The sequence below is a fragment of the Leclercia sp. UBA7405 genome (assembly GCF_037152215.1).
Classification (GTDB): Bacteria; Pseudomonadota; Gammaproteobacteria; order Enterobacterales; family Enterobacteriaceae; genus Enterobacter; species Enterobacter pneumoniae.
On record NZ_JBBCMR010000008.1, the window covers coordinates 1 to 26,466 of the forward strand.

Below are 26,466 nucleotides of genomic sequence, written 5' to 3' on the forward strand. Positions count from 1 at the left end.
GAGCAGTGCCGCTTCGTTTTTCGCTGCGGCGCGGGGTGTGCATATTACGCTTTCCCGCTTCAGAGTCAAGCAATTATTTTTGCTTTTCTCCGGGATTCTTCAACCGCCTCAGCGGGAGAACCCTTCTGACCCGGCGGCTTGCTTGCCGTTGTTCCGTGTCAGTGGAGGCGCATTATAGGGAGTTCTTCGGCGGTGACAAGCAGAAAATACAAAAAACTTTTCGTTCGCTTACTTTTCATTCTTAACGCTTATTTTAAACACTAATTGCCGTTTAATTGGGCAATTTCGCGGGCAAAACCGGTCACTTGTTGCCAGTCGGTATACACCACCTCTTTACGCGTATCCGTTTCACCGCCGGTCATCTTCATAATAAGACGAATCATAAAACGGTCGTACCAGCGATAGCGCGGATAACGCAAGGCCCCGGCAAAGACAGCACACAGCTGCGGCTGCCAGGGAGAGTTCAGCAGGAACTTACGTGTATAGCTATTCGTTTGTGGCGTACGCTTCTCAGGCTTGCGGGCCACAAGGTTCACGGAATAGAACGCACCAGGCATACTGCTTAGCGTCGCCGCGTGCTTTTTCACAAAGCGATCGAGTGCCGGGTGGAAGTGCCCGTAGCGGATAGACGCTCCGATAACCACGCGGTCATACGCCTGCCAGGTAATCTCCTGGGTTCGGTTGAGATTCACCACGTCAGCATCCACGCCCTGCTCTTGTAATTCTGAAGCCAGATAATGCGCAATCTCGCGCGTCTGACCATCACGGGTAGAGAAAAGAATTAACGTTTTCAAAAAATGGCTCCCTTACTCGCGCCAGAAGGTTGGGGTAAACAGCACCAACAGCGTAAAGACTTCAAGACGACCAAACAACATGTTGGCAATCAGGATCCACTTCGCCACCGGATTCATGCTGGCAAAGTTATCTGCCACGACGCCGAGTCCTGGTCCCAGGTTGTTCAGCGTTGCCACCACGGAGGCAAACGCCGAGAAGTCATCCACGCCGGTGGCGATAATGGCCAGCATGCTGACAATAAAGACCAGCGCATAGGCAGAGAAGAAGCCCCACACCGCTTCGAGGATACGCTCTGGCAGCGCGCGGTTACCGAGCTTGATGCTGTAAACCGCGTTCGGGTGGACCAGGCGCTTCAGTTCACGGTTCCCCTGCTTGAACAGCAAAAGAATGCGGATCACTTTCAGGCCGCCCCCCGTTGATCCGGCGCAGCCACCGATAAAGGCAGAACAGAGCAGCAGCACCGGCAAGAATAGCGGCCAGCGTGCAATGCTGTCGGTGGTGAACCCGGCCGTGGTCGCCATCGACACCACCTGGAAGAATGCCTGGTTAAGCGTCGTTAGCGCCGAGTTATAAACGTTGTGCAGCCACAATACCGAGGTGCAGATCGCCACCAGCGTCAGTTGCACGCCAATAAACATGCGAAATTCCGGGTCACGCCAGTAGACCTTCAGACTGCGTCCGCTCAGTAAAGAGAAGTGCAGGCCATAGTTACAGCCGGAGATCAGCAGGAAGATAGCGATAATCGTGTTGATAGTCGGGCTATCGAAATAGCCGACGCTGGCGTCATGCGTAGAGAAGCCACCAATGGCGATAGTCGCAAAGCTGTGGCCAATGGCATCAAACGCGGGCATGCCGGCAAACCACAAGGCCAGCGCGCAGGCAACAGTCAGTAAAACGTAGATAAGCCACAAGGTTTTTGCCGTTTCGGCAATACGCGGGCGCATCTTATTATCTTTCAGCGGGCCGGGCATCTCCGCCCGGTAAAGCTGCATCCCCCCCACGCCCAGGATAGGCAGTATTGCTACCGCTAATACGATGATCCCCATCCCGCCGAACCATTGCAGCATCTGGCGATAGAAGAGGATGGCATGGGGTAAAGAGTCCAGCCCTACCAGCGTGGTGGCACCGGTGGTGGTCAACCCGGAGAAAGATTCAAAGAACGCATCGGTAATGGTGAGGTTCGGCTGTTCAGAAAAGATAAAGGGCAGCGCACCTACGCTACCCAGCACGGTCCAGAACAGCACCACTATCAGGAACCCTTCACGGGATTTCAGTTCACCTTTTTCACGACGGTTCGGCCACCAGAGAACGGAGCCAATCACCAGCGCGGCAAAAAAGGTCTGGGTAAAGGCGCGGCCTGCACCATCCCGGTAGATAAGCGCCACCAGTCCGGGCAGGATCATCGTCCCGGAAAAGAGTATGACCAGCAATCCAACGATTCGGGTTATGGCGCGAAAATGCATTTCTGCCGCTTCCTTAGGTATTCAATAAGTAAGGTGGGGATTATTCTTCAATCGGCAGTAATTGCAACGAACCACGACTAAAATCAGCCAGCTTTGCTGAAAATGTCGCCAGTTCCGCCTGAGGAAGCGCTACACGCAACTGTACTGTCGCCTGGTATTCACTCTGCACTATCATGCCCTGAGAGAGCTTCAGCAGCGATTCGATGCCGGATAGCTGGGCGTAATCACACAATAAAGTATATTCGGTCAGCGGCGTTTTGCGGGTCGTTGCGAGTTGATTCAGCGCTTGCTGCACGCCACCCCCGTAGGCTTTAACCAGACCACCGGTACCTAAAAGCACGCCGCCGTAGTAACGCACCACGACGGCGGTGATTTCGCCGATGCCGCTGCCCATCAACTGCGAGAGCATCGGTTTGCCGGCTGTCCCTGCCGGTTCACCATCATCAGAGAACCCCAACTGCTGCGAGTCGTCTGGCGGCCCCGCAACCCATGCCACACAGTGGTGACGCGCGTCGGGATGCTCAGCTCTGACCGACTCAACAAAGGCTTTTGCCGCCTCTACGCCATTGGTATGGGCCAACAGCGTAATGAAACGGCTTTTTTTGATCTCTTCTACGAAGGTGACCGGCGACGCCGGTATCAGCCAGCTCTCCATCACGCCAGCTTCAGATCTCGCGTCATGTTTTCGGTACCGTTTTCGTGGATCACCACGTTATCTTCGATACGAATACCGCCAAACGGCTTCAGCGCTTCGATTTTCTGCCAGTTGAAATGCTTGCTGAACTGCCCTTCACGCCATGGCGCCAGCAGCGAATCAATAAAGTAGATACCCGGCTCGATGGTTAACACCATGCGCGGCTGCATAATTCGGGTGCAGCGCAGGTAAGGATATTTCGATGGCGCAGCCAGATGGGTACCGGTGTCATCCTGCATAAAGCCAGCAACATCATGGACCTGCAGACCCAGCGGGTGGCCGATGCCGTGCGGCATAAATGGCCCGGTGAGGTCGTTTTCAACCATCGCCTCTTCGCTGATGTCATTCACAATCTGATGTTTACGCAGCAACTTAGCAATGCGTTGATGGAACTGGATATGAATGTCCACGTAATTAACGCCCGCTTTCATCGTGCCGATCAACGCCAGTTGCTCATCGTTAACGTCTTTAATCAGCTGCGCAAAGTCGGTCTCACCGTTCGCGGCCCACGTACGGGTGAGATCCGCGGCGTAACCGTTATATTCTGCTCCGGCATCCAGCAGGAAGCTGCGGATTTCAGACGGCGCGCGGTGATCCAGTTTGGTGTAGTGCAGCACAGAGGCATGTTCGTTAAGCGCCACAATGTTGCTGTAAGGCACATCGATATCACGGTGGCCAGTAGCCGTAAGGTAAGCCAGGTTGATATCGAACTCGCTCATACCGGAAAGGAAGGCTTCGTGCGCCGCGCGATGGCCATTAACCGCTGTTTTCTGCGCTTCACGCATGCAGGCCAGCTCATAGTCAGTTTTATATGAGCGGTAATAATGCAGGTAATCCAGCACCCCTTTCGGGTTGATCTTGTCTGCTGCGATATCCAGCCCCAGCGCGCGTTCAGCCACCGGGCCGATATAAGCAATATTGCCACGTCCGGCGGGTAACTGGCTGCCAATGCCGTCCGCTTTCGGCAGCGCGATCACCTCGACCTCTTCGGTCCAGAAGGAGGTGGGCAGCGGCTCTACGTTGTGCCAGTAATCAACCGGCAGGTAGAACCACAGTTTCGGTTTGTTGACGCCATCGACCAGGAGCCAGCAATTAGGGACCTGAGTTACTGGCACCCAGGCTTTAAACTGCGGGTTAACCTTGAACGGGTAAGCGTGGTCGTCGAGAAAGACATTGATCAGCTCGCCAGAGTGGATGAGCAGTGCATCCAGTTTAAAACGAGCCAGTACGTCGCGGGTACGTTCCTGTAGGGTTTCGATATGATTTTTATACAGCGTGGCCAGTGAATCCATCATTCATCCTTTCGTTTTTTTGACCCATGTTCTCGCATCTTAGCACACCTCCGGATGGCGGGGTGATCTCCGCTGAGCGTGATCGAACCTACAATTATTTAATGACTAATTTGCATTTTATTAACACAAATCCCACACTCCGCTTCATCTGGTATGACCAGATCCCCTTAGTGGATTCAGGAGACCGACATGCTCTACAAAGGCGACACCCTATACGTAGACTGGCTGGACGATGGCATTGCCGAACTGGTGTTCGACGCCCCCGGCTCAGTGAATAAGCTTGATACCGCAACGGTAGCCAGTCTGGGCCGCGCGCTGGACGTGCTGGAAAAACAAACTGATTTAAAAGGTCTGCTGCTGCGTTCTGAAAAGGCCGCGTTTATTGTCGGCGCAGATATCACCGAATTTCTCTCCCTGTTCCAGGTGCCGCAAGAGCAGCTGAGTCAGTGGCTGCATTTTGCCAACAGCGTCTTTAACCGTCTGGAAGATCTGCCTGTCCCCACGATTTCGGCCATCAATGGCTATGCGCTGGGCGGCGGCTGCGAATGCGTGCTGGCAACCGATTATCGCCTGGCGACACCCGACCTGCGCATTGGCCTGCCGGAAACCAAACTGGGGATCATGCCGGGCTTTGGTGGTTCGGTACGTTTACCGCGTCTGCTGGGTGCCGATAGCGCCCTGGAAATTATCGCCGCCGGTAAAGACGTCAGTGCCGATCAGGCGCAGAAAATTGGCCTGGTTGACGGCGTGGTAAAACCCGAAAAATTGCGCGAAGGGGCGATTAGCATCCTGCGTCAGGCCATCAAGGGCGACCTTGACTGGCGAGCCAAACGCCAGCCGAAACTGGAGCCGTTAAAACTCAGCAAAATCGAAGCCACCATGAGCTTCACTATCGCTAAAGGGATGGTGATGCAGACGGCGGGCAAGCACTATCCGGCTCCCATTACCGCCGTGAAAACCATCGAGTCCGCTGCACGCCTGGGCCGTGAAGAGGCCCTGAAGCTGGAAAACCAGAGCTTTGTGCCGCTGGCGCATACCCATGAAGCCCGCGCGCTGGTCGGGATTTTCCTCAACGATCAGTTCGTTAAAGGCAAGGCTAAACAGCTGACTAAACACGTTGAGACGCCAAAACAGGCAGCGGTACTCGGCGCAGGCATTATGGGCGGTGGCATCGCTTATCAGTCTGCCTGGAAAGGCGTGCCGGTAGTGATGAAAGACATTAATGACAAATCCCTGACGCTGGGGATGACCGAAGCCGCCAAGCTGCTGAATAAACAGCTCGAGCGCGGCAAAATCGACGGGCTAAAACTCTCCGGCGTAATTTCAACCATCCATCCCACGCTGGAATATAGCGGCTTCGACCGTGTAGACGTGGTCGTTGAAGCGGTCGTCGAAAACCCGAAAGTCAAAAAAGCGGTGCTGGCCGAAACCGAAGAGAAAGTTCGCCCGGATACCGTGCTGGCCTCCAATACCTCGACGATCCCCATTAGTGAACTGGCCAGCGTGCTGAAGCGCCCGGAGAATTTCTGTGGGATGCACTTCTTTAACCCAGTGCACCGTATGCCGCTGGTCGAAGTGATTCGCGGGGAGAAGACCTCTGACGAGACCATCGCCAAAGTGGTGGCCTGGGCCAGCAAAATGGGCAAAACCCCGATCGTAGTGAATGACTGCCCTGGCTTCTTTGTTAACCGCGTTCTGTTCCCTTACTTTGCCGGTTTTAGTCAGTTGCTGCGCGACGGTGCGGATTTCCGCAAGGTCGATAAAGTCATGGAAAAACAGTTTGGCTGGCCTATGGGCCCGGCTTACCTGCTGGACGTGGTGGGCATCGATACCGCACATCATGCGCAGGCCGTGATGGCAGCGGGCTTCCCGCAACGTATGCAGAAAGATTACCGCGACGCGATTGACGCGCTGTTTGATGCCAATCGCTTTGGTCAGAAAAACGGACTGGGCTTCTGGCGCTATAAAGAAGACAGCAAGGGCAAACCGAAGAAAGAAGAAGATGCCGCTGTAGATAGCCTGCTGGCTGATATTAGCCAGCCGAAGCGTGATTTTAGCGACGAAGAGATTATCGCGCGAATGATGATCCCGATGGTCAACGAAGTGGTGCGCTGCCTCGAAGAGGGCATCATCGCTAGCCCGGCAGAGGCAGATATGGCGCTGGTCTATGGCCTGGGCTTCCCTCCCTTCCACGGCGGGGCATTCCGCTGGCTGGATACCATTGGCAGCGCAAAATATCTCGATATGGCGCAGCAGTATCAGCACCTCGGTGCGCTGTATGAGGTGCCGGAAGGTCTACGCACCAAAGCACGCCATAACGAACCCTACTATCCCCCGGTTGAGCCTGCCCGTCCGGTTGGCGAACTGAAAACGGCTTAAGGAGTCACAATGGAACAGGTTGTCATTGTCGATGCAGTCCGTACCCCGATGGGCCGTTCGAAAGGCGGTGCATTTCGTAACGTGCGCGCGGAAGATCTCTCCGCGCATCTGATGCGTAGCCTGCTGGCACGCAACCCGGCGCTGGAAGCCGCCTCCCTCGACGATATCTACTGGGGCTGTGTGCAGCAGACGCTGGAGCAGGGTTTTAATATTGCGCGTAACGCCGCCCTGCTGGCCGAAATTCCCCACTCCGTACCGGCGGTAACCGTAAACCGCCTGTGTGGCTCGTCAATGCAGGCCCTGCATGACGCGGCACGCATGATTATGACCGGCGATGCCCAGGCGTGCATGATTGGCGGCGTAGAACACATGGGCCACGTGCCGATGAGCCACGGCGTTGATTTCCACCCCGGCATGAGTCGTAACGTGGCAAAAGCGGCGGGCATGATGGGCCTGACGGCCGAAATGCTGGCGCGCCTTCATGGCATTAGTCGGGAAATGCAGGATACCTTCGCCGCACGCTCCCACGCCCGCGCCTGGGCTGCGACGCAATCCGGCGCATTCAAGAACGAGATTGTGCCGACAGGCGGTCACGATGCCGACGGCGTGCTGAAACAGTTTTTCCACGATGAAGTGATCCGCCCGGAAACCACCGTTGAGGCACTTTCCACGCTGCGTCCGGCGTTTGACCCGGTGACAGGTACCGTGACGGCTGGCACCTCCTCTGCCCTCTCTGACGGCGCCGCCGCCATGCTGGTGATGAGCGAAAGCCGCGCCCGCGAACTGGGCCTGAAACCCCGCGCACGTATCCGCTCAATGGCGGTGGTAGGTTGCGACCCGTCAATTATGGGTTACGGCCCGGTACCGGCCTCAAAACTGGCGTTGAAAAAAGCCGGGTTGTCGGCCAGCGATATTGACCTGTTTGAGATGAACGAAGCCTTCGCCGCACAGATCCTGCCGTGCATTAAAGATCTGGGGTTGATGGAGCAGATTGACGAGAAGATCAACCTCAATGGCGGCGCGATCGCGCTCGGTCACCCGCTGGGTTGTTCCGGCGCCCGTATCAGCACCACGCTGTTGAACCTGATGGAACGCAAAGATGCACAGTTTGGTCTGGCTACCATGTGTATCGGCTTAGGTCAGGGGATCGCAACGGTGTTTGAGAGGGTGTAAGCAGAAAATAATTCCCCTGCATCATTCGCGCTGCATCACGGCGGCAACGGAGCGAATCCCCGGTCATCTCGTTAACGCTATGACCGGGGTAAGCGAAGATAGCCAACAAAAAGGCAGCGTGAATGATGAGGGGGCAAGGTTTAGTTGCCGTTTTCCCGCCTGTCAGGGGCGGGTTTTTTTATTTAGATAAACGCAAAGGCGTCGCCGAACAGGCGATCTTCACGCGCACCGCGCTCATTACAGAACAGGTCACGGGCAATCTTCGCCATCTCGAAACGGCCAGCAATATAGATATCATGCTCCGCAAGCGTGGTGTAATCCTGCAGCACGGCGGTCAGTACGGTGCCGTTACGACCCCGCCAGCCCTCTTCCGGCTGCTCGACCACGGGCTCAACGCGAAGGCCTGGGTGATTAACGCTTAACGCTTCCAGTTCGGAGAGATCGTACAGATGTTTTTCTTCGCGGCCGCCCCAGTAGATGGTGATGTCGCGGTCAGGGTTACGCGCTAACGCCGTCAGCAGAATAGAGCGCACGTAAGAGAAACCGGTGCCGCCGGCAATCAGAATCAGCGGACGCTCTTCGTCATCACGCAGCCAGGCTTCACCGTGAGGAATATCAATCTCAATCTCGCTCTCTTTCAGAATGCGATCCATGACGGCCATCGCATACAGATTGAGCTCAGACGCGCCGATGTGCAGCTCGATAAACTCCTGCTCAGCTGGCGTCGAGGCCATTGAGAAGGGGCGCTTATCCCGCTCATCCATCACGACCATCAAATACTGGCCAGCGCGGAACGAGAAAGGCGCTTCTGGTACTAAACGGACGCGATATACAGTGTCGGTTATCGCGTCTACCGAGTTCACTTTACAGCTTAAGATTGTCATTCGCTCTCTCTGTCGGGAAGTCTATAGGGCTTAACGGTCGGATTCGTGGGAACCGTTATTCATTATGGCCAGTTCATCCCAGATCGCGTCGATTCGCGCAGTCACCTCAGGATCCTTTTTAATCGGTCGACCCCATTCACGCTGGGTTTCGCCGGGCCATTTATTTGTGGCATCCAGTCCCATTTTTGAGCCAAGGCCGGAAACCGGCGAGGCAAAGTCCAGGTAATCAATTGGCGTGTTTTCCACTAACACGGTATCGCGCGCCGGATCCATACGGGTCGTAATGGCCCAGATCACGTCATTCCAGTCGCGGGCGTTGACGTCATCATCGCAGACGATCACAAACTTGGTGTACATAAACTGGCGCAGGAAAGACCATACGCCCATCATCACCCGTTTAGCGTGACCCGCATACTGCTTCTTAATGGTTACTACGGCCAGGCGATACGAGCAACCTTCAGGCGGTAGATAAAAATCGACAATTTCCGGGAACTGCTTTTGCAGGATCGGCACAAAGACTTCGTTTAATGCCACTCCCAGTACCGCCGGTTCATCCGGTGGGCGGCCGGTATAGGTCGAGTGATAAATCGCATCTTCACGCTGGGTAATGTGCGTAACGGTAAATACCGGGAAATGATCGATTTCGTTGTAATAACCCGTATGGTCCCCGTAGGGCCCTTCCGGGGCCATCTCCCCCGGCTCGATGTAACCTTCCAGCACAATTTCAGCGCTGGCGGGGACTTCGAGATCGTTGGAAATACACTTTACCACTTCGGTTTTGGTGCCGCGCAACAGGCCCGCAAACGCATATTCAGATAACGTATCAGGAACCGGCGTCACCGCACCGAGAATGGTAGCTGGATCTGCACCCAGCGCCACCGAGACCGGGAATCGTTCACCCGGATGGGCCTCGCACCACTCCTGGAAATCCAGCGCGCCGCCGCGATGCGACAGCCAGCGCATAATGAGTTTATTTTTACCGATTAACTGCTGGCGATAAATCCCCAGATTCTGGCGTTCTTTATGCGGGCCGCGAGAAACCGTCAGACCCCAGGTGATCAGCGGAGCGGCATCTTCTGGCCAGCACTGCATGATAGGAATACGCGTCAGGTCAACCGCATCGCCTTCGAGGACTTTCTGCTGGCAGGGGGCGCCACGCAGCCGTTTGGTTGGCATGTTTAATACTTGCTTAAACTGCGGCAGCTTGTCGAAAAGGTCGCGAAAACCTTTCGGCGGCTCTGGCTCTTTTAAGAAGGCCAGCAATTTACCCACTTCACGCAACGCGCTGACATCCTCTTGCCCCATGCCCATCGCCACGCGCTTTGGCGTCCCAAAAAGGTTACACAGCACCGGCATGTCATAGCCTTTCGGGTTTTCGAACAATAGCGCCGGGCCACCAGCACGCAGGGTGCGGTCGGCAATTTCTGTCATTTCCAGATACGGATCAACAGGAAGCGTAATACGTTTGAGTTCGCCCTGCTTTTCCAGCAGCGCCAGGAAGTCGCGTAGATCGTTGTATTTCATGCAGTTAATCTTGGCCTCTCGGTAAGCGCTTCATTATACGGCGTAAGACCGCGCGATGCTGTATTTTTGTTAAATTAGCGTGAAGTTTCACCTTCAGCAGCCAACCCGACCATTATAATCAACTTAGCGATCCCGCCAGGGTTTTGATATGCTTGCGCCCGGAATTAAGGGAAAGAGTGATTATGCAGGCCTGGTATTTACTGTATTGCAAGCGCGGCCAGCTTCAGCGCGCGCAGGAACATCTTGAACGTCAGTCAGTCAACTGCCTGACGCCTGTGATCACGCTTGAAAAGATGCAGCGCGGCAAACGCACAATGGTGAGCGAACCGCTGTTTCCTAACTATCTGTTTGTTGAGTTTGATCCGGAAGTGATTCACACCACCACCATTAACGCCACGCGTGGCGTCAGCCACTTTGTGCGTTTTGGCGCGCGCCCCGCGGTGGTTCCCGACTCCGTGATTCATCAGCTCTCGGTGTATAAGCCAGAAGGCATCACTGACCCCGAGACCCCTTATTCGGGCGATAGCGTGGTGATCACCGAAGGCGCCTTCGAAGGGCTGGTTGCCATCTTCTCAGAGCCTGACGGCGAAGCGCGTTCGATGTTGCTACTCAACTTGCTGAATAAACAGGTCTTGCAGAGCGTAAAAAACACCGCATTCCGTAAAGTTTAAAACCGCAGGTTAAACAGACGGCGAACGTTTTCATCCGTTTGCGCCGCCAGCCAGGCGGCATCCTCGCCCCGCCAGTGCGCGATCCGCTCAACAATATGCCCCAGCCAGGCCGGTTCATTACGCCGTGAGGCCGGCTTAGGCGTTATGTCGCGCGGCAGCAGGTAGGGGGCATCCGTCTCGACCAGCAAACGCTCCGCCGGGATCATCGGCAATAACTCCCGTAGCGCAAGACCACGCCGCTCATCGCATACCCAGCCCGTTATACCCAGGTAGAGCCCTCTGTCCAGACACTCAGCGGCTTCCTGACGCGACCCGGTAAAACAGTGCAGCACCGCACCCGGGAGTTTATCCAGCCAGGGGGTCAGCAGCTCAAGGAACCGTGCATGCGCATCGCGACAATGCATAAAGACCGGCATGCCCAGCTCCGCCGCCAGCGCCAGCTGTGCCGTAAACGCATGCTCTTGTTCGGCAGGAGTAGAGAAATTACGGTTAAAATCGAGACCACATTCGCCGATCGCGACTACCTGCTCCGTACGCGCCAGGGTACGCAGAGTTTCAACGCTCTGCGGCGTCCAGCTGCTGCTGTCGTGCGGATGCACACCGGCGGTTGACCAGCAGTGCGGGTAGCGAGTCGCCAGCTGTTGTGCCTGCTCACTTTCGAGCAGATTAGTCCCCGTCAGAAGTAGGCCACTTACCCCGGCGGAAAAGGCGCGCGCCACCACCTCGTCGCGATCTTTCGCAAACTGTGAACTGGTCAGATTCAGACCGATATCGAACATACTCGCTCCCATATGACAACCGCCCTGGCGGGCGGTTGGTTTTACTCTTCGGTGGTTTTTGCGTTTTCCTCGTCTTCCATTCGCTGTCGGCCTTTGCCAACGTAGAAGCGAGAGAAGAAGACGCCGACCTCAAACAGGCAATACATTGGTATCGCCAGCAGCGTCTGCGAGAACACGTCCGGCGGGGTCAGCAGCATGCCCACCACAAATGCGCCTACCAGAATGTACGGGCGCTTCTTACGCAGGTCGTCCGGCGTTGTGACCCCCATCCAGCAAAGCAGCACGATAGCCACCGGCACCTCAAAGGCCACGCCGAACGCCATAAAGAGCGCCATCACAAAACTGAGATAGCTGGCGATGTCGGTCGAGACTTGAACCCCTTCCGGCGCGGTATGCGTTAAGAACCCAAACGCCAGCGGGAAGACTACAAAGTACGCGAAGGCCATGCCGATATAAAACAGCAGCGAGCTGGAGACCAGCAGCGGGATCACCAGGCGGCGTTCGTGCTTATAAAGCGCGGGCGCCACGAAGGCCCAGACCTGGTACAAAATCACTGGCGCCGAGGCAATCAGCGACACCCAGAAAGTGAGTTTAATCGGCGTAAAGAAAGGCGAGGCCACATCGGTGGCAATCATCGTCGCCCCCAGCGGCATCTGCTTAATCAGCGGCGAGGAGACCACCTGATAGATGTCGTTGGCGAAATAGACCAGTCCTAAGAAAATTAGGCAAACCGCGATGATGCAGTTCAGCAGGCGTTTACGCAGTTCGATCAGGTGCGTAATCAGCGGTTGAGTTTCATCTACGGCCATGTTTAAGGTTTATCACTCGACGAGGGGGTGGAGGGTTCAGCGACGACATCTGCAGCCCGGGAGGTAGAAGCCGCCGTCTGCTCAGCTTTTTTGCTGGCCGGCTCAACCGGCGTCTGCACGGGCGCGCTGGCCTGATGCTCCGCGCTGGCAGGCGTGACGCCTTCATGCTGCGCTTCGTTATCTTTCACCACCGGGTTATGAATGGTGTTGGCTTCGTCGCTCGCTTTTTCCGGATCGTTGACGCTATAAGAGCGTTTCATGGACTCTGCCGCTTCACGCAGTTCATCCATTGAGGCTTTCAGTTCCGGCGTCAGGTTCTGCATGCTCGCCTTCTCAACCTTTTTCAGGCTGTCCTGAAACTCCTGCAGCTTTAGCTCTTGCGCCAGTTCGTTCTGTACCGTGGTTGCCAGCGAGCGCAGGGCGCGCACCCAGCCAGCCACAGTTTTCACTGCCACCGGTAAACGCTGTGGCCCCAGCACAATGAGGCCAATCACGAAGACCAGTATCAGTTCACCAAAACCAATATCGAACACGAATTACACCTGCTCATTATCGTGGCGTTTAATCTCTTCCTTTTTAGCATCGGCCTGCTTTTCAGCGAGGGTTTTAGCAGGGAATTCAGCGTCCTGGCTGTTTTTATCCTGCTTGTCTTCGTCATCACTGATGGCTTTTTTAAAGCCTTTAATCGATGCACCCAGATCGGAACCGATAGAACCGAGTTTTTTCGTACCAAACAGCAGCACAACGATGACGGCAATAATCAACAATTGCCAGATACTGATACCACCCATACATCTTCCTCAGTTGAAATTCATTAACGATTACTCGCGCAGTATACGTGATGCCGCTCAGCAAATCAGCGGGTTTTGCGCCAACCTACCAGCCAGACCACCAGTCCTGCGGCCATCAGCCAGGCGGGTGCCATCTCCCAGTCAGGGCGATTGATCAGCAGTAGCGTGCCGCTTAAAAGCAGCGTTGCACCGATACCGAACAGATAGCGCGACTGGCCCTGGCGAACGTGATTTGTTTGAAGCTCGCGGGCGATTTTATCCACGCTGTGTTGCAAGTTCTTGCTCTGACGCAAAGTGTCGTACACCAGTTCCGGAATTTCGGGCATTTTTTCGATCCAGAACGGGGCTTTCTCTTTTAACGACCGCGTCAGCGCAGGCAAACCAACCTGATCTTTAATCCAGGATTCAAGGAATGGTTTTGCCGTCTTCCACAAGTCTAACTGAGGATAGAGCTGGCGACCTACGCCCTCAACGTAAAGTAATGTTTTTTGCAGTAAAACTAACTGCGGCTGCACTTCCATGTTGAAGCGTCGCGCGGTGTTAAACAGATTCAGTAAGACATGCCCGAACGAAATATCTGCTAGCGGCTTCTCGAAGATAGGCTCGCAGACGGTTCGGATAGCGAATTCAAACTCTTCAACGTTGGTATCCGGCGGAACCCAGCCGGAATCGACGTGCAGTTCGGCCACTTTGCGATAATCGCGATTGAAGAAGGCGATAAAGTTCTCTGCCAGGTATCGTTTGTCTTCTTTGTTCAGTGAGCCGACGATGCCGCAGTCGATACCGATGTATTGAGGATCTTCCGGGTGTTCGTAGCTGACGAAAATATTGCCCGGGTGCATATCGGCGTGGAAGAAGCTGTCGCGGAACACCTGGGTAAAGAAGACCTGCACGCCACGTTCAGCCAGCAGTTTCATATTGGTGCCCTGCGCTTCCAGGGTAGCAACATCCGATACCGGAATACCGTAGATACGCTCCATCACCATCATGTTCTGGCTGCAATAGTCTGAATAGACTTCCGGCACGTATAGCATCGGGCTATTTTCGAAGTTGCGGCGCAGCTGAATGGCGTTCGCGGACTCGCGCAGCAGATTCAGTTCATCAATCAGCGTTTTTTCATACTCGCGTACCACTTCCAGCGGTCGCAAACGGCGGCCATCGGGCAGCAGTCGCGGCACCCAGCGGGCCAGGCGGTAAATCAGCTTCATGTCCGCCTTGATCACCGGCAGGATATCCGGGCGGATAACCTTAATGACCACTTCTTTGCCGTTCGACTTGAGACGCGCAGTATGAACCTGGGCAATGGAAGCCGAGGCCAGCGGCTGGATATCGAAGTCGTCGAACCAGCTTTCAACCGGCATGTCGCCCATCGCTTTTTCAATCTGCTGCTTTGCCAGCTTGCCGTCAAAGGGCGCTACTTTGTCCTGCAGCAACGCTAACTGATCGGCAATCTGCGGCGGGAAAAGGTCGCGGCGGGTTGACAGCATCTGACCGAACTTGATCCACACCGGGCCAAGCTCCTGTAATGCCAGGCGCAGACGTTCGCCAAGCTGGCGATCTTTATGCCGATTTGGCATCCAGAAGAGGAAACGACGTCCAAAGCGCAGCGGCAGTGTAAGTCGGATACGAGGGATTAACTCATCCAGCCCATAACTCAAAAAGGTGCGGATGATAAAGTAGAGGCGCCGCATTTCACCAGGCGTCATTTGCCCTCCAGTTTTTCAATCCGTTTAGCCAGTGCATCTATCGTGCGATCCACCGCAGCCGTCTCTTCAGCGAACCACGCCATTTCAAGCGGGCCAGGGGCCATACGCCACTCTTCGGTGAGAACGTCGGCAACATAACGCTGCTGGCGTTTTACACCTTTGCTGAGAAAAGAGAGTCCGCCGCGCAAAACGTTGCTGATCCCCTCTGCGGCGATATCGCCGGTATAAGGTGCCAGCAACTCTGCCGGATCGAACTCAGCCAGATCGGCTAAAGAGACAAAGTTTTGTACTACCTGGAGATCGCCTTCAACTTCCAGCTCACCGCTACGGATGAGTGCCGTAAGCTGTTGACGATCGCGCAATTTAGGTAGTACGCGCATATGGGTAATGACAGAGCAGTCGGCCTCGCCTTCCCATTCCCCCAGCACATCAAGCTGACGTTCGCTGAAGACCAGTACCAACGGCGTTGAGAACTCTTTTACGACTACACGCAACACTTTACCGTTCAGGCGCTGACGCGCCGTCTTCAGCGCAGGTGAGCGATAGAGAAACGTATTAAGCACATTTTCAACGCCAGCGGAGATCAAGGGTTTAAAAGGCATAGGCCACCTCCACTCAGAACTTATAGCCGCGGTGCAGAGCAACCACGCCCGCCGTCATGTTGAAGTAATCAACATTGTCAAAACCTGCGTCCTGCATCATCGCCTTCAGGGTATCCTGATTAGGGTGCATACGAATGGACTCTGCCAGGTAGCGATAGCTGTCGGCATCGTTCGCCACCATCTCGCCAATGCGCGGCAGGATGTGGAAGGAGTAGGCGTCGTACGCTTTACTCAGAGGTTCGATAATAGGTTTAGAGAACTCAAGCACCAACAGACGGCCGCCCGGCTTCAGCACCCGATACATTGAGCGCAGCGCTTTCTCTTTGTCGGTCACGTTACGCAGACCAAACGAGATGGTAATACAGTCAAAGGTATTGTCAGGGAACGGGAGTGCTTCGGCGTTGGCCTGAACATATTCAACGTTGCCCACCACGCCGATGTTGCGCAGCTTTTCGCGGCCCATTTTCAACATCGAGTCGTTGATATCTGCCAGCACCACACGGCCCGTTTCGCCTACAAGACGCGAGAACTTTGCCGTCAGATCGCCAGTGCCCCCAGCCAAATCCAGCACGGTCTGGCCGCGACGCACACCGCTACAATCAATAGTGAAGCGCTTCCACAGACGATGAATACCAAATGACATCAGGTCATTCATCACATCGTACTTTGCCGCTACGGAATGAAATACATGGGCTACCATGTCAGCTTTTTGCGCTTTGGCTACAGTCTGAAAGCCAAAGTGCGTCGTATCTTGTGAATCTTCAACCATCTCAGGGCCTGCTAATCAGTCAAATGTTCGAGAAGTGTAACAGATTGGGCGCATTTGCCCTATGATTCAACCACCCTGAGAATAACGTTCCAGGGGGTGTTGTGTGACGTGAGGGTCAGTTAATTCATTGTCTTTATTGGCTGAAACTTGCGCGTCGCTCGCCTCACGCAGGCGATACTCTTCGTCCTGCGATGTTGCATATTCTGCTAAATCCGGATTTATCTCGCGCTTTACCTCTACGCCAAGGCTACGGAATGACTCTGCCTGCGCAAGGAGGTTACCCCGCCCGGAGGTAAGTTTTTTCATGGCCTGACGATAGTTATCCTGGGCGCGATCCAGACTCTGCCCGACGGAGGACATATCATCCACGAACAGGCGCATCTTGTCGTATAGCTTGCTGGCGCGATCGGCGATCTGCTGAGCATTGCGGCTTTGGTGTTCATAACGCCACAAATTGGCGATGGTGCGCAGCGCCACCAGTAGCGTGGTGGGGCTCACCAGCATGATGTTATTTTTTAATGCTTCGGTGATCAGTTCCGGCTGCCTGTCGAGAGCCAGCAAGAAGGCCGGCTCGACGGGGATAAACATCAGGACGTAATCCAGCGACCGCAGGCCAGGCAACTGCTGATAATCTTTGCGACCCAGCAGGCGAATATGGTTTCGCACCGAGGCGATATGCTCCTGGAGCGCCGACTCGCGAGTGTACTCATCTTCGGCGTTGAAGTAGCGTTCATAGGCCACCAGCGTCATTTTCGCATCAATCACCACATCTTTGCCATGCGGCAAACGCACGATAACGTCGGGCTGCATACGCGCGCGGGTGTCGGTTTCGATACTGACCTGGGTTTCATACTCGTGCCCCTCTCGCAGGCCCGATGCCTCCAGCACGCGAGTTAACACCACTTCGCCCCAGTTACCCTGGGTTTTATTATCGCCTTTCAGCGCCCGGGTCAGGTTTACGGCCTCCTGAGCCATCTGGGCATTAAGCTGCTGAAGATTACGAATTTCATGCGCCAGCGTGTGCCGCTCGCGAGACTCCTGGCCAAAGCTCTCTTGCACCTGGCGGCGAAAGCCATCCAGCTGTTCACGCAGGGGGGCAAGCAGGCCGTTCAGGCTCTGACGGTTTTGCTCATCGGCACGGCGATTGCTCTGTTCGAAGATGCGGTTGGCCAGGTTTTCGAACTGCTCGCTAAGGCGCTGCTCGCTGTTCATCATCTGGCGGATTTTGTCTTCAGCATGCAGTTGGGTCGATTCCAGGCGGGTGGTCACTTCGCGGAGATCGGCCTCCAGCGAGGTGTTAATGTCGCGTAAATTACGCAGTTCGTTATTAAGCAACTCACACTCATCACGCCAGTGTGCGCTTTGGGCAACCTGCTGTTTCACTGCGCTTAATTCAGCAACGATCTCTTCACGTTCCGCCAGCTGGTCGGCTTTTTGTTGGGCATGTTGATAACTGGCAAGCAGCCAGCCTATCGCTACGCTCACCAGTGCCACTACGGCATAAAAAATGACTGAGATATCCACATCGCCCCCTGCATCAAGGTATTACCGGCACAAAATAGAATTGTGCTGTATAAACGTCCACCCTGGAAAGGCTTTTCTGCGAGGGATTACGCAAAGAAAAAGGCCGAACAGGTCGGCCTTTGTCGAAGGGAAACGGCGTTAGATCAGGCGACGCGCTGCTTCAACCACGATTTTCACCGCATGGCTCTCGGTCTGTTTCATGGTTTCGGCGTTCGGGATCTCTTGCTGAGTGCGGTTTACGATAACGCCCGCCACCATACCGGCACGCAGACCCTGGCTTGCGCACATGGTCAGCAGCGTTGCCGACTCCATTTCGTAGTTCATTACGCCCATGGACTGCCACTCTTCCATCGACCCTTTGAAGCGGTTCACCACACGGCCGGAGAAGGTATCGTAACGCTCCTGTCCTGGGTAGAAGGTATCGGAAGAGGCGGTTACGCCCACGTGCGTGGTTGCGCCCACAGATTTCGCCGCTTCAACCAGCGCAGTGGTGCACTCGAAATCAGCCACTGCCGGGAATTCCATCGGGGCAAAGTGCAGACTTGCTCCGTCCAGACGCACGGATGCGGTGGTCACCAGGACATCACCCACGTTGATATGCGGCTGAATAGCGCCGGTGGTGCCAATACGCAGGAAGGTACGAATTCCCAGCTGCGCCAGCTCTTCAACAGCAATTGACGTAGAAGGGCCGCCGATACCGGTAGAGCAGACAATAACTGCTTTGCCGTCCAGCTCTGCACGCCAGGTGGTAAATTCGCGATGCGATGCCAGCTTAACCGGCTTATCCATCAGCGCGGCGATCTTTTCCACACGCTCCGGATCGCCAGGGACGATAGCAAGCGTAGCCCCTTGTAAATCGTTTTTGGTGAGGCCGAGATGAAAAACATCAGACTTGGACATAAGTGACTCCTCTGTGGGTCGGATTGTCAGCAGAAGTAAAAAGGTACTCTACAGAAGCGGAAGGACGATTTACGTGACGCACCTCACCTTGAATGAAAATGATTGCATACCATTTCCATAAAATAGTGATCAACATCACATTTACAAGTTATATCAGCCCTTGCAGCACAAAAGATAGCCGCTTTCGGGCACTGTGGAATAATGACCTGCAGTCTATATTTATATGCACCAATTGGTACGGAGAATGCCATGACTGAAAAATCTGCTTTTGCCCCTGCCGCTGGCCCGCAGGCCGCAACGGTTGTCTCCACCCCGGAACAGTCGATTACCGCCGGTGAGACATCTATTCCGACGCAGGGCGAGAATATGCCTGCCTATCACGCCCGCCCAAAAGATGCCGAAGGCGCCCTGCCGATCGTGATTGTGGTACAGGAAATCTTTGGCGTGCATGAACATATCCGCGATATCTGCCGCCGTCTGGCGCTGGAGGGCTACCTGGCCGTGGCTCCTGAGCTCTATTTCCGTCAGGGCGATCCCAATGAGTACAGCGACATCCCGACCCTGTTCAGCAACCTGGTGACAAAAGTGCCGGATGCGCAGGTCCTGGCCGACCTCGATCACGTGGCAAACTGGGCAGCCCGCAACGGCGGCGATCCGCATCGTCTGCTGATGACCGGTTTCTGCTGGGGCGGTCGCATTAGCTGGCTCTATGCTGCCCATAACCCGCAGCTGAAGGCGGCGGTGGCATGGTACGGCAAGCTGGTCGGTGAAAAGACCCTTAACTCACCCAAACATCCGGTTGATATCGCCACCGATCTCAATGCCCCCGTGCTGGGGCTGTATGGCGCGGAAGATACGGGCATTCCCCAGGATACCGTCGAGACCATGCGCCAGGCGCTGCGCGCGGCCAACGCGAAGGCGGAGATCGTGGTATATCCTGAGGCGGGCCATGCGTTTAATGCCGATTACCGCCCGAGCTATCATGAAGAGTCAGCCAAAGATGGCTGGCAGAGAATGCTGGGCTGGTTCCGCCAGTACGGGGCGAAAAAAAGTTAAGCGGCTCACAATTCGCACCCTCCGTTCTGCCGGGTGTTTGACTTTTAAACACAATCTGGACGATATAAACAGCACAGGCGTGTAACTACGATCCGTAGGCAAGACCTGAAGCCCATCTCCCTTTCGGGAGAGATGGGCTTCAGGTCTTTTTTTTTTGCTCTGGAGACAGGGGCCAGACATGAATCACTTGCAGACTGCGCTGGACATCATCACCCAGGTGGGCGGTGCTGAAAATATCGAACATATCGAACACTGCTCGACTCGCTTGCGTCTGAGCCTCTACGACAATGGCAAAGTCAACGAGGCTGCGCTGGCAAAGATTGACGGCGTACTCGGCGTGCGTATTAACGTGCAATGCCAGGTGATCATCGGCCATGAGGTGGTGCAGGTCTACGAAGCGGTGCGTTCACTTGCGGGCGAACCGCAGGCTCAGTCCACGCAATCTGTCAGTACCAAAGCCAGCCGTGGCGCTCAGGTGGTGGATTTTGTGATCAGCGTTTTTCAGCCGCTGGTGCCTGCCATCGCAGGCGGTGGGGTGCTGAAATCGTTGCTGTTGCTGCTGGATGTACTGGGCTGGCTGAGCCGGGATAGCGACACCTATAAAGTGCTGGATAACATCGGCTCAGCACCGCTCTGGTTCTTGCCGATTCTGGTGGCGATCACCACCGCCATGAAGTTAAAAGTTAACGTTCTGGTCGCGGTTTCGGCAGTTTCCGTCATGCTCTTACCGGCCATGACCAAACAGCTGGCAGAGGGCACGGCGTTTATGTCGTTTGATCTGCGCAACGTGGCTTACGCATCGCAGGTCTTCCCGGCGATTCTCTGCGTGCTGTTTTACGCCCAGACTGAAAAACTGTTTAACCGCTATTCGCCCGGAGCGCTGCGCATCTTCCTGTCGCCAATGCTGTCGCTGCTGGTGACGGTACCCGTCACGCTGCTCATTCTGGGGCCGCTGGGTTACGAGCTGGGCGCCGGGCTGGCAACGGTGATTCTGTGGCTGTATGGCAAGCTGGGCTTTGTGGCCACCGGCCTGCTTGCCGCTGCCCTCCCCTTTATGGTTGCCGCCGGCATGCACAAACCGATGCTCCCTTATGCCGTCGCGTCGATGAGCCAGTTTGGTCGCGAAATGCTCTATCTGCCTGCGTCGCTGGCGCACAATATTGCCGAATCGGGCGCCTGCCTCGCCATCGCCCTGAAAAGCAAAGACAAAGTATTAAAGTCTACCGCCTTCTCCGCCGGGATCTCTGCGCTGTTTGGCATTACCGAGCCGGCACTTTACGGCGTGACGCTCCTGAACAAAAAAGCGCTCTACAGCGTGATTTTAGGCAGCGTGGTTGGCGGCGCCTTTATCGGCTGGATGGCGATCGAAGCCTTTGCCCTGGTCGGCCCTGGCCTTGCCAGTATCTCCATGTTTGTCTCGCCCGATAACCCAATGAACATCGTCTGGGCGTTTGCTGGCGCCGGGCTCTCTTTTGCTATCGCCTTTATCAGCGCCCTGCTGTTGTGGCGTGATAAAGCGGCGCAAAAAACGGATGAGCTGACCTTCACCCGCCCGATAGAGGGGCAAATCATTCCGCTGGAGAATGTTAATGACGATGTTTTCGCACGCAAAATTATGGGGGATGGCATTGCCATCGTTCCCTCCCAGGGGGTGCTGCGCGCCCCGGCAGACGGCACCGTAGTCAATATATTTGAGAGTGGCCATGCGCTAAGTCTGCTCACCGATGCGGGCGTAGAGTTAATTTTTCACATCGGCATCGACACCATCAAACTTCAGGGCGAGGGCTTCACGCCACAGGTGAAAGAAGGCCAGCACGTGAAGCGCGGCGAAACCTTGATTGAATTTTCTCTCGACACCATCACCGCCGCCGGGCTCGATCCGGTGGTGATGATGGTCGTAACAAACGGCGAACGCTTTTCGCTGACACCAGGCAGTAACGACGATAAAAATCACAATCCTCACATCATCATGACGCTTAAGGAGTCCGTGTAATGGAGAAATCCCTCCCGTTTCCGCAAGGTTTTTTATGGGGCGGTGCCATCGCTGCCAATCAGGCTGAAGGGGCATGGAACGTTGACGGCAAAGGGCCGTCAGTGGCTGATGCCATCACCTGGAAACCGAACCTGTCATTAAAGGATTACGATGGCCATATGGCGCTCACGGACGAGAACATCCGCGATGCGTTTGAAGGTAAGAACGATGCGTTGTACCCCAAACGTCGCGGCATCGATTTCTATCACCACTATAAAGACGACATTGCGCTATTCGCTGAGATGGGTTTTACCGTGCTGCGCGTATCGATTGCCTGGTCACGCATTTTCCCCAATGGTGAAGACGCCGCGCCAAACGAGGCGGGCCTGCGGTTTTATGAAGAGATGTTCCGCGAACTGCGTCGCCATAATATCGAACCGCTGGTGACGCTCTCCCACTATGAGATGCCGCTGGCGCTCAGTGAAAAGTATAACGGCTGGGTCCATCGCAACGTGGTGGATGCCTTTGTGCGCTTCAGTAAAGTCTGTTTCGAGCGCTATAAAGATCTGGTGCGTTACTGGCTTACCTTTAATGAGATCGACAGTATTCACCGTCACCCCTTTACCACCGCCGGTATCCGCGAGGAAAAAAGCGCCCCGGGCAAAGCGAAGCAGGATATCTACCAGGGGCTGCACCACCAGTTCGTTGCCTCAGCGCTGGTCACCCGCGACTGCCATGACATCATCCCGGGCAGCCAGGTGGGCTGTATGCTGACCAAGCTCACCACCTACCCGCACAGCTGCCGTCCGGAAGATGTGGAAGCAACGCTGAAGAAAAACCTTGAGAACTACTTCTATGCCGATGTGCAGGTGTTCGGTGAGTATCCGCCGCTGATCCTGCGCGATCTGGCCCGCCGCGATATTCAAATTGAGATGCTGGCCGACGATCAACGCATTTTAAAAGAGAATACCGTCGATTTTGTCTCATTTAGCTACTACATGTCGCTGACAGAATCCACCGAGCCTGATGTAGAACGTATTCCTGGCAATACCGTCCTCGGCGTGAAAAACCCCTACCTTCCTGCCTCTGAATGGGGCTGGCAGATCGATCCGGTAGGGCTGAAAATCTCGCTGCTTGAACTCTATGACCGTTATCAGAAGCCGCTTTTTATCGTCGAAAATGGGTTAGGTGCCAAAGACGTTGTGGAAGATGGGAAGATTCACGATAGCTATCGTATCGACTATTTCCGCGCCCACTTCGCGCAAACTTTGGCAGCTATTAATGAAGGGGTGGATGTGATGGGATTCACCACCTGGGGCTGCATTGACATTATCAGCGCAGGGACATCACAAATGTCCAAGCGCTATGGCTTTATCTATGTCGACCAGGATGATGAAGGCAAAGGCACCCTCAAGCGCCTGAAAAAGGACTCCTTCTGGTGGTACCAGAAAGTGATTGCCAGCAATGGCGCGGATATGGGCTAAGCGGCGCGGCCGCAGGAAATGACCGTGATTACGATAAAAAAATCGCTTAATAACAGCATGCTGCTGGTCGATCATGACCAGCGTGAGATGATCCTGTTCGGCAAAGGGATCGGTTTTGGCGCAAAACCGGGTACCCCGATCGACCTGAATCAGGTCGAGAAAGTGTTCCTGCCGTTAAACGACCTTAAGTCTCGCCATTTTTTATCGCTGACCGATACGATTCCTGCGGCATTCTTTGAACTCAGCCACGAGATCCTGCTCCTCGCTCGCGGTCTATGCGGCGATAAGCTGAACTCCGTCCTGCTCTTTACCCTTGCCGAACACCTCCATTTTGCCGTGGAGCGCAGCCGCAGCGGCCAGGTCATCCTCAATAAACTGAGCTGGGAGGTGAAGCGCTACTATCCGCAGGAGTACAGCGTTGGGGTGCAGGCGCGGGAGCGGGTCAGCGCGCTATTTGACGTTTCCCTGCCGGAAGATGAAGCCGTGAATATCGCTTTTCATCTCATTAACGCCAGCAGTCAGAGCGACGATAGCCATGCCCATCAACAGGTGGAGTTAGTCAATCGCATCGCGGAGATCGTGCGCTATAAGTTAAGAAACGCCATCGATACCGGATCGGTGAACTATATGCGCTTTATTACCCATCTGCGCTATTTTGCCGAACGCGTGCTGGCAGGAAAAATTGTCTTTAGCGAGACGGAAGATTTTTATCAGGAACTGATGCGTCATCGCCCGGACGCCATGACCGTCGCATGGGTGATTCGGGATTATGTGCAGGAGAAGCATCAGCTCACCTTACCGAAAGATGAGCTGACGTGGTTAAGCATTCATATCAGCCGACTGATGGACGGGCAGGCATAGCCCATCCCAACTTTTGCTTACGCCTGACGTAAGTTGCGCGCGGCTTCTACCATGTTCGCCAGTGCGGCGCGGGTCTCCGGCCAGCCGCGGGTTTTCAGGCCACAGTCCGGATTTACCCACAGGCGTGCGGCCGGAATACGCTGTGCCGCCTTCTGCAGCAGGGCCTCAATCCACTCTACGCTCGGCACGTTTGGCGAGTGAATATCATAAACGCCAGGCCCGATTTCGTTCGGGTAGTCAAATTCCTCGAACGACTCCAGCAGCTCCATATCCGAACGCGAGGTCTCGATGGTGATCACATCAGCATCCAGCGCGGCAATAGCATCCATGATGTCGTTAAATTCGCAGTAGCACATATGGGTGTGGATCTGCGTATCATCCCTGGCCACAGCGGCGTTAATGCGGAAAGCGTCCACGCCCCACTTGAGGTATGCATCCCAGTCGCTGCGGCGCAGCGGCAGACCTTCACGCAGCGCCGGTTCGTCAATCTGGATGATGCCAATGCCCGCCGCTTCCAGATCCGCGACCTCATCCCGCAGCGCCAGCGCGATTTGCTTCGCGATGGTTTCACGGCTGACATCTTCACGGGGGAAGGACCAGCAGAGAATAGTCACCGGGCCGGTGAGCATGCCTTTCACCGGTTTGTCGGTCAGCGACTGTGCATATTTTGCCCACTCGACGGTGATCGCCGCCGGACGGCTGATGTCGCCAATCACCACTGGCGGTTTTACGCATCGGGAGCCGTAGCTCTGTACCCAGCCATTCTGGGTAAAGACAAAGCCATCCAGGTGCTCGCCAAAGTATTCCACCATATCGTTACGTTCAGCCTCACCGTGCACCAGCACGTCCAGGCCTAAGCGCTCCTGCTCCACAATAGCCTGTTTGATGTGCTCAGCGATGCCGGTGCGATAATGGGCGGCATCAAGATTGCCCTTTTTGAAGTCCAGCCGCAGGCCGCGGATCTCCGTGGTTTGCGGGAAGGAGCCGATGGTGGTGGTTGGCCACGCAGGCAGCCTGAAGCGGGCGCGCTGCGCTTCAGCACGTACCGCATAGGGGCTCTGACGCTGGCTGTCCTGGGAGGTAATGGCGGCCAGACGTTGTTCTACCGCCGGATTGTGCACGCGCGCCGAGTGACGACGCGCCTGAATTGGGGCGCTCCACTCGATTATCGCTGCCGTATCACCGCTGTTCAGTGCATCGCGTAGTAAGGCCAGCTCTTCACACTTTTGCAGGGCGAAGGCAAACCAGCTTTTCACCTCTGGGTCCAGACGGGTTTCCACGCTGAGATCGATGGGGCTGTGCAGCAGGGAGCAGGAGGAGGCTACCCACAGTTCACGCAGGCCTGCGATATCGTTAATTTGACCATATTTCTCCGTGAGATCGGCGCGCCAGACGTTACGTCCGTTCACCAGACCGGCAGAAAGCAGCCACTCCGCAGGCAGGCGCTGGTGCAGTTCAGCGACATCATCTTTGCCGTGAACCAGATCGACGTGTAGCCCCTGCACTGGCAGCGCAGTAATAGTGTCGAGGTTCGGTGTGACGCCTTCGAAATAGGTGGTCAGCAGCAACTTCACCTGGCCCGTTAGCGTTTCATACGCCGGTTTGTAAGCATCCAGCCACGCCTGCGGTAGCTCAAGCACCAGCGCCGGCTCGTCGATCTGTACCCACTGAATGCCGCGTTTGCCCAGTTCAATAAGTACCTGTTTATAGACCGGCAGGATCTCGTTCAGCAGGCTCAGGCGATCAAATTGCTCACCCTTCACTTTACCCAGCCACAGGTAAGTGAGCGGGCCCAGCAGCACCGGTTTGACGTGGTGGCCCAGCGCCAGCGCTTCGTCCACTTCCTCCAGAAGCTGGGTCCAGGCCAATTTGAACTGCTGGCCTTTGACAAATTCCGGCACCATATAGTGATAGTTGGTGTTAAACCACTTGGTCATTTCCGCCGCAGCCGCTGGCTCCCCCGTCGGCGCACGGCCACGGCCAATACGGAACAGGGTATCGATATCTACCGATCCATCTTTGTTCTGATGACGAGCCGGCACGTTACCAAGCAGCAGGCTGGTGGTCAGAACATGGTCGTACCAGGCAAAATCCCCTACCGGCAGCAGATCGATGCCCGCCTGTTTTTGCTGCTCCCAGTGGCGTGCGCGCAGCTCGCGTCCGACCGCCAGAAGCTCCTCACGGGTGGCGTTGCCCGCCCAGTAGCGCTCTTGTGCTTTTTTCAATTCGCGGCGCAGGCCAACGCGAGGGAAACCGAGTGTGTGATTGCGGATAGTCATGGTATGCCCCTTATGAAATTCGTTATTTAGACGTCCAGATGTTTACACATCTATAATTG

Annotated in this window: 24 protein-coding genes; 8 read left to right on the forward strand and 16 right to left on the reverse strand. The window is 55.3% G+C overall.

Going from position 1 to position 26,466, the window contains the following annotated elements; all coding sequences use genetic code 11:
• Positions 1 to 245 (forward strand): hypothetical protein (locus tag WFN75_RS21175; protein WP_336996770.1); only part of this gene is annotated, 245 nt, incomplete at its 5' end.
• A 15-nt stretch (positions 246 to 260) separates the two neighbouring features.
• On the opposite strand, the gene hemG is transcribed toward WFN75_RS21175, so the two are convergent.
• From hemG to pepQ, 4 genes are read right to left on the reverse strand one after another with little or no spacing between them, the layout of a single operon-like run.
• Positions 261 to 794 (reverse strand): menaquinone-dependent protoporphyrinogen IX dehydrogenase, encoded by a 534-nt coding sequence (gene hemG, locus WFN75_RS21180; protein ID WP_040078153.1) that lies wholly within the window; start codon positions 792 to 794, stop codon positions 261 to 263.
• A gap of 12 nt (positions 795 to 806) precedes the next feature.
• Entirely contained in the window at positions 807 to 2,258 is a 1,452-nt protein-coding gene (gene trkH, locus WFN75_RS21185) for a Trk system potassium transporter TrkH (RefSeq protein WP_046886556.1), read from the reverse strand.
• 40 nt (positions 2,259 to 2,298) lie between these two features.
• Positions 2,299 to 2,913: an IMPACT family protein gene (locus WFN75_RS21190; protein ID WP_233804584.1), complete on the reverse strand. Its 615-nt coding sequence runs from the start codon at positions 2,911 to 2,913 to the stop codon at positions 2,299 to 2,301.
• The gene (pepQ, locus tag WFN75_RS21195; protein WP_336996793.1) at positions 2,913 to 4,244 is read right to left on the reverse strand and encodes a Xaa-Pro dipeptidase; all 1,332 of its coding nucleotides are present in this window, start codon (positions 4,242 to 4,244) and stop codon (positions 2,913 to 2,915) included. Before pepQ ends, WFN75_RS21190 begins: the two co-directional genes overlap by 1 nt.
• Positions 4,245 to 4,433: 189 nt before the next feature.
• On the opposite strand from pepQ, the gene fadB reads away from it, so the two are divergent.
• Positions 4,434 to 6,623, forward strand: a complete 2,190-nt coding sequence (fadB, locus tag WFN75_RS21200) for a fatty acid oxidation complex subunit alpha FadB (RefSeq protein WP_336996771.1) — start codon at positions 4,434 to 4,436, stop codon at positions 6,621 to 6,623.
• 9 nt (positions 6,624 to 6,632) lie between these two features.
• Positions 6,633 to 7,796, forward strand: coding sequence for an acetyl-CoA C-acyltransferase FadA (gene fadA / locus WFN75_RS21205; RefSeq protein ID WP_040078148.1), 1,164 nt, complete (start codon positions 6,633 to 6,635; stop codon positions 7,794 to 7,796).
• Between the two features lie 182 nt (positions 7,797 to 7,978).
• Here the strand turns inward: fadA and fre are convergent, their stop codons facing one another.
• Complete coding sequence (gene fre, locus WFN75_RS21210; RefSeq protein ID WP_046886552.1) at positions 7,979 to 8,680, reverse strand: NAD(P)H-flavin reductase; 702 nt, start codon at positions 8,678 to 8,680, stop codon at positions 7,979 to 7,981.
• Between the two features lie 30 nt (positions 8,681 to 8,710).
• On the reverse strand, positions 8,711 to 10,213 hold the full coding sequence (ubiD, locus tag WFN75_RS21215) for a 4-hydroxy-3-polyprenylbenzoate decarboxylase (RefSeq protein ID WP_154298922.1): 1,503 nt from the start codon (positions 10,211 to 10,213) through the stop codon (positions 8,711 to 8,713).
• A 173-nt stretch (positions 10,214 to 10,386) separates the two neighbouring features.
• On the opposite strand from ubiD, the gene rfaH reads away from it, so the two are divergent.
• Positions 10,387 to 10,875: a transcription/translation regulatory transformer protein RfaH gene (gene rfaH / locus WFN75_RS21220; RefSeq protein ID WP_040078144.1), complete on the forward strand. Its 489-nt coding sequence runs from the start codon at positions 10,387 to 10,389 to the stop codon at positions 10,873 to 10,875.
• Here rfaH and tatD read toward each other — a convergent pair.
• From tatD to udp, 9 genes are all read right to left on the reverse strand, one after another.
• Entirely contained in the window at positions 10,872 to 11,654 is a 783-nt protein-coding gene (gene tatD, locus WFN75_RS21225) for a 3'-5' ssDNA/RNA exonuclease TatD (RefSeq protein WP_336996772.1), read from the reverse strand. The genes rfaH and tatD overlap by 4 nt on opposite strands.
• 41 nt (positions 11,655 to 11,695) lie before the next feature.
• Positions 11,696 to 12,463 carry a Sec-independent protein translocase subunit TatC gene (gene tatC, locus WFN75_RS21230; RefSeq protein WP_046886549.1) on the reverse strand — a complete coding sequence of 256 codons (768 nt, stop codon included), beginning with the start codon at positions 12,461 to 12,463 and terminating at the stop codon, positions 11,696 to 11,698.
• Positions 12,464 to 12,465: 2 nt separating this feature from the next.
• Positions 12,466 to 12,996, reverse strand: a complete 531-nt coding sequence (tatB, locus tag WFN75_RS21235; protein WP_046886548.1) for a Sec-independent protein translocase protein TatB — start codon at positions 12,994 to 12,996, stop codon at positions 12,466 to 12,468.
• A gap of 3 nt (positions 12,997 to 12,999) precedes the next feature.
• Entirely contained in the window at positions 13,000 to 13,254 is a 255-nt protein-coding gene (gene tatA, locus WFN75_RS21240; protein ID WP_046886547.1) for a Sec-independent protein translocase subunit TatA, read from the reverse strand.
• A 65-nt stretch (positions 13,255 to 13,319) separates the two neighbouring features.
• Positions 13,320 to 14,960 (reverse strand): ubiquinone biosynthesis regulatory protein kinase UbiB, encoded by a 1,641-nt coding sequence (gene ubiB, locus WFN75_RS21245; protein ID WP_207292589.1) that lies wholly within the window; start codon positions 14,958 to 14,960, stop codon positions 13,320 to 13,322.
• Complete coding sequence (ubiJ, locus tag WFN75_RS21250; RefSeq protein ID WP_046886545.1) at positions 14,957 to 15,562, reverse strand: ubiquinone biosynthesis protein UbiJ; 606 nt, start codon at positions 15,560 to 15,562, stop codon at positions 14,957 to 14,959. The genes ubiB and ubiJ overlap by 4 nt, the downstream gene beginning before the upstream one ends.
• A 13-nt stretch (positions 15,563 to 15,575) precedes the next feature.
• Positions 15,576 to 16,331: a bifunctional demethylmenaquinone methyltransferase/2-methoxy-6-polyprenyl-1,4-benzoquinol methylase UbiE gene (ubiE, locus tag WFN75_RS21255; protein ID WP_032615102.1), complete on the reverse strand. Its 756-nt coding sequence runs from the start codon at positions 16,329 to 16,331 to the stop codon at positions 15,576 to 15,578.
• A gap of 66 nt (positions 16,332 to 16,397) precedes the next feature.
• Positions 16,398 to 17,855 carry a DNA recombination protein RmuC gene (rmuC, locus tag WFN75_RS21260; RefSeq protein ID WP_336996773.1) on the reverse strand — a complete coding sequence of 486 codons (1,458 nt, stop codon included), beginning with the start codon at positions 17,853 to 17,855 and terminating at the stop codon, positions 16,398 to 16,400.
• Between the two features lie 138 nt (positions 17,856 to 17,993).
• On the reverse strand, positions 17,994 to 18,755 hold the full coding sequence (gene udp / locus WFN75_RS21265) for a uridine phosphorylase (protein WP_040078135.1): 762 nt from the start codon (positions 18,753 to 18,755) through the stop codon (positions 17,994 to 17,996).
• Positions 18,756 to 19,004: 249 nt separating this feature from the next.
• Between udp and WFN75_RS21270 the strand changes: the two genes are divergently transcribed.
• The 4 genes from WFN75_RS21270 to WFN75_RS21285 all read left to right on the forward strand — a co-directional run bounded on the left by WFN75_RS21270 (position 19,005) and on the right by WFN75_RS21285 (position 24,128).
• Positions 19,005 to 19,811, forward strand: a complete 807-nt coding sequence (locus WFN75_RS21270) for a dienelactone hydrolase family protein (RefSeq protein ID WP_336996774.1) — start codon at positions 19,005 to 19,007, stop codon at positions 19,809 to 19,811.
• A 178-nt stretch (positions 19,812 to 19,989) separates the two neighbouring features.
• Entirely contained in the window at positions 19,990 to 21,804 is a 1,815-nt protein-coding gene (locus WFN75_RS21275; RefSeq protein ID WP_336996775.1) for a beta-glucoside-specific PTS transporter subunit IIABC, read from the forward strand.
• Positions 21,804 to 23,267, forward strand: coding sequence for a glycoside hydrolase family 1 protein (locus WFN75_RS21280; RefSeq protein ID WP_336996776.1), 1,464 nt, complete (start codon positions 21,804 to 21,806; stop codon positions 23,265 to 23,267). The genes WFN75_RS21275 and WFN75_RS21280 overlap by 1 nt, the downstream gene beginning before the upstream one ends.
• Before the next feature lie 24 nt (positions 23,268 to 23,291).
• Positions 23,292 to 24,128: a PRD domain-containing protein gene (locus WFN75_RS21285; protein WP_286933646.1), complete on the forward strand. Its 837-nt coding sequence runs from the start codon at positions 23,292 to 23,294 to the stop codon at positions 24,126 to 24,128.
• A gap of 17 nt (positions 24,129 to 24,145) precedes the next feature.
• On the opposite strand, the gene metE is transcribed toward WFN75_RS21285, so the two are convergent.
• Positions 24,146 to 26,407: a 5-methyltetrahydropteroyltriglutamate--homocysteine S-methyltransferase gene (gene metE, locus WFN75_RS21290; protein WP_336996777.1), complete on the reverse strand. Its 2,262-nt coding sequence runs from the start codon at positions 26,405 to 26,407 to the stop codon at positions 24,146 to 24,148.
• Positions 26,408 to 26,466: the final 59 nt, after the last annotated feature.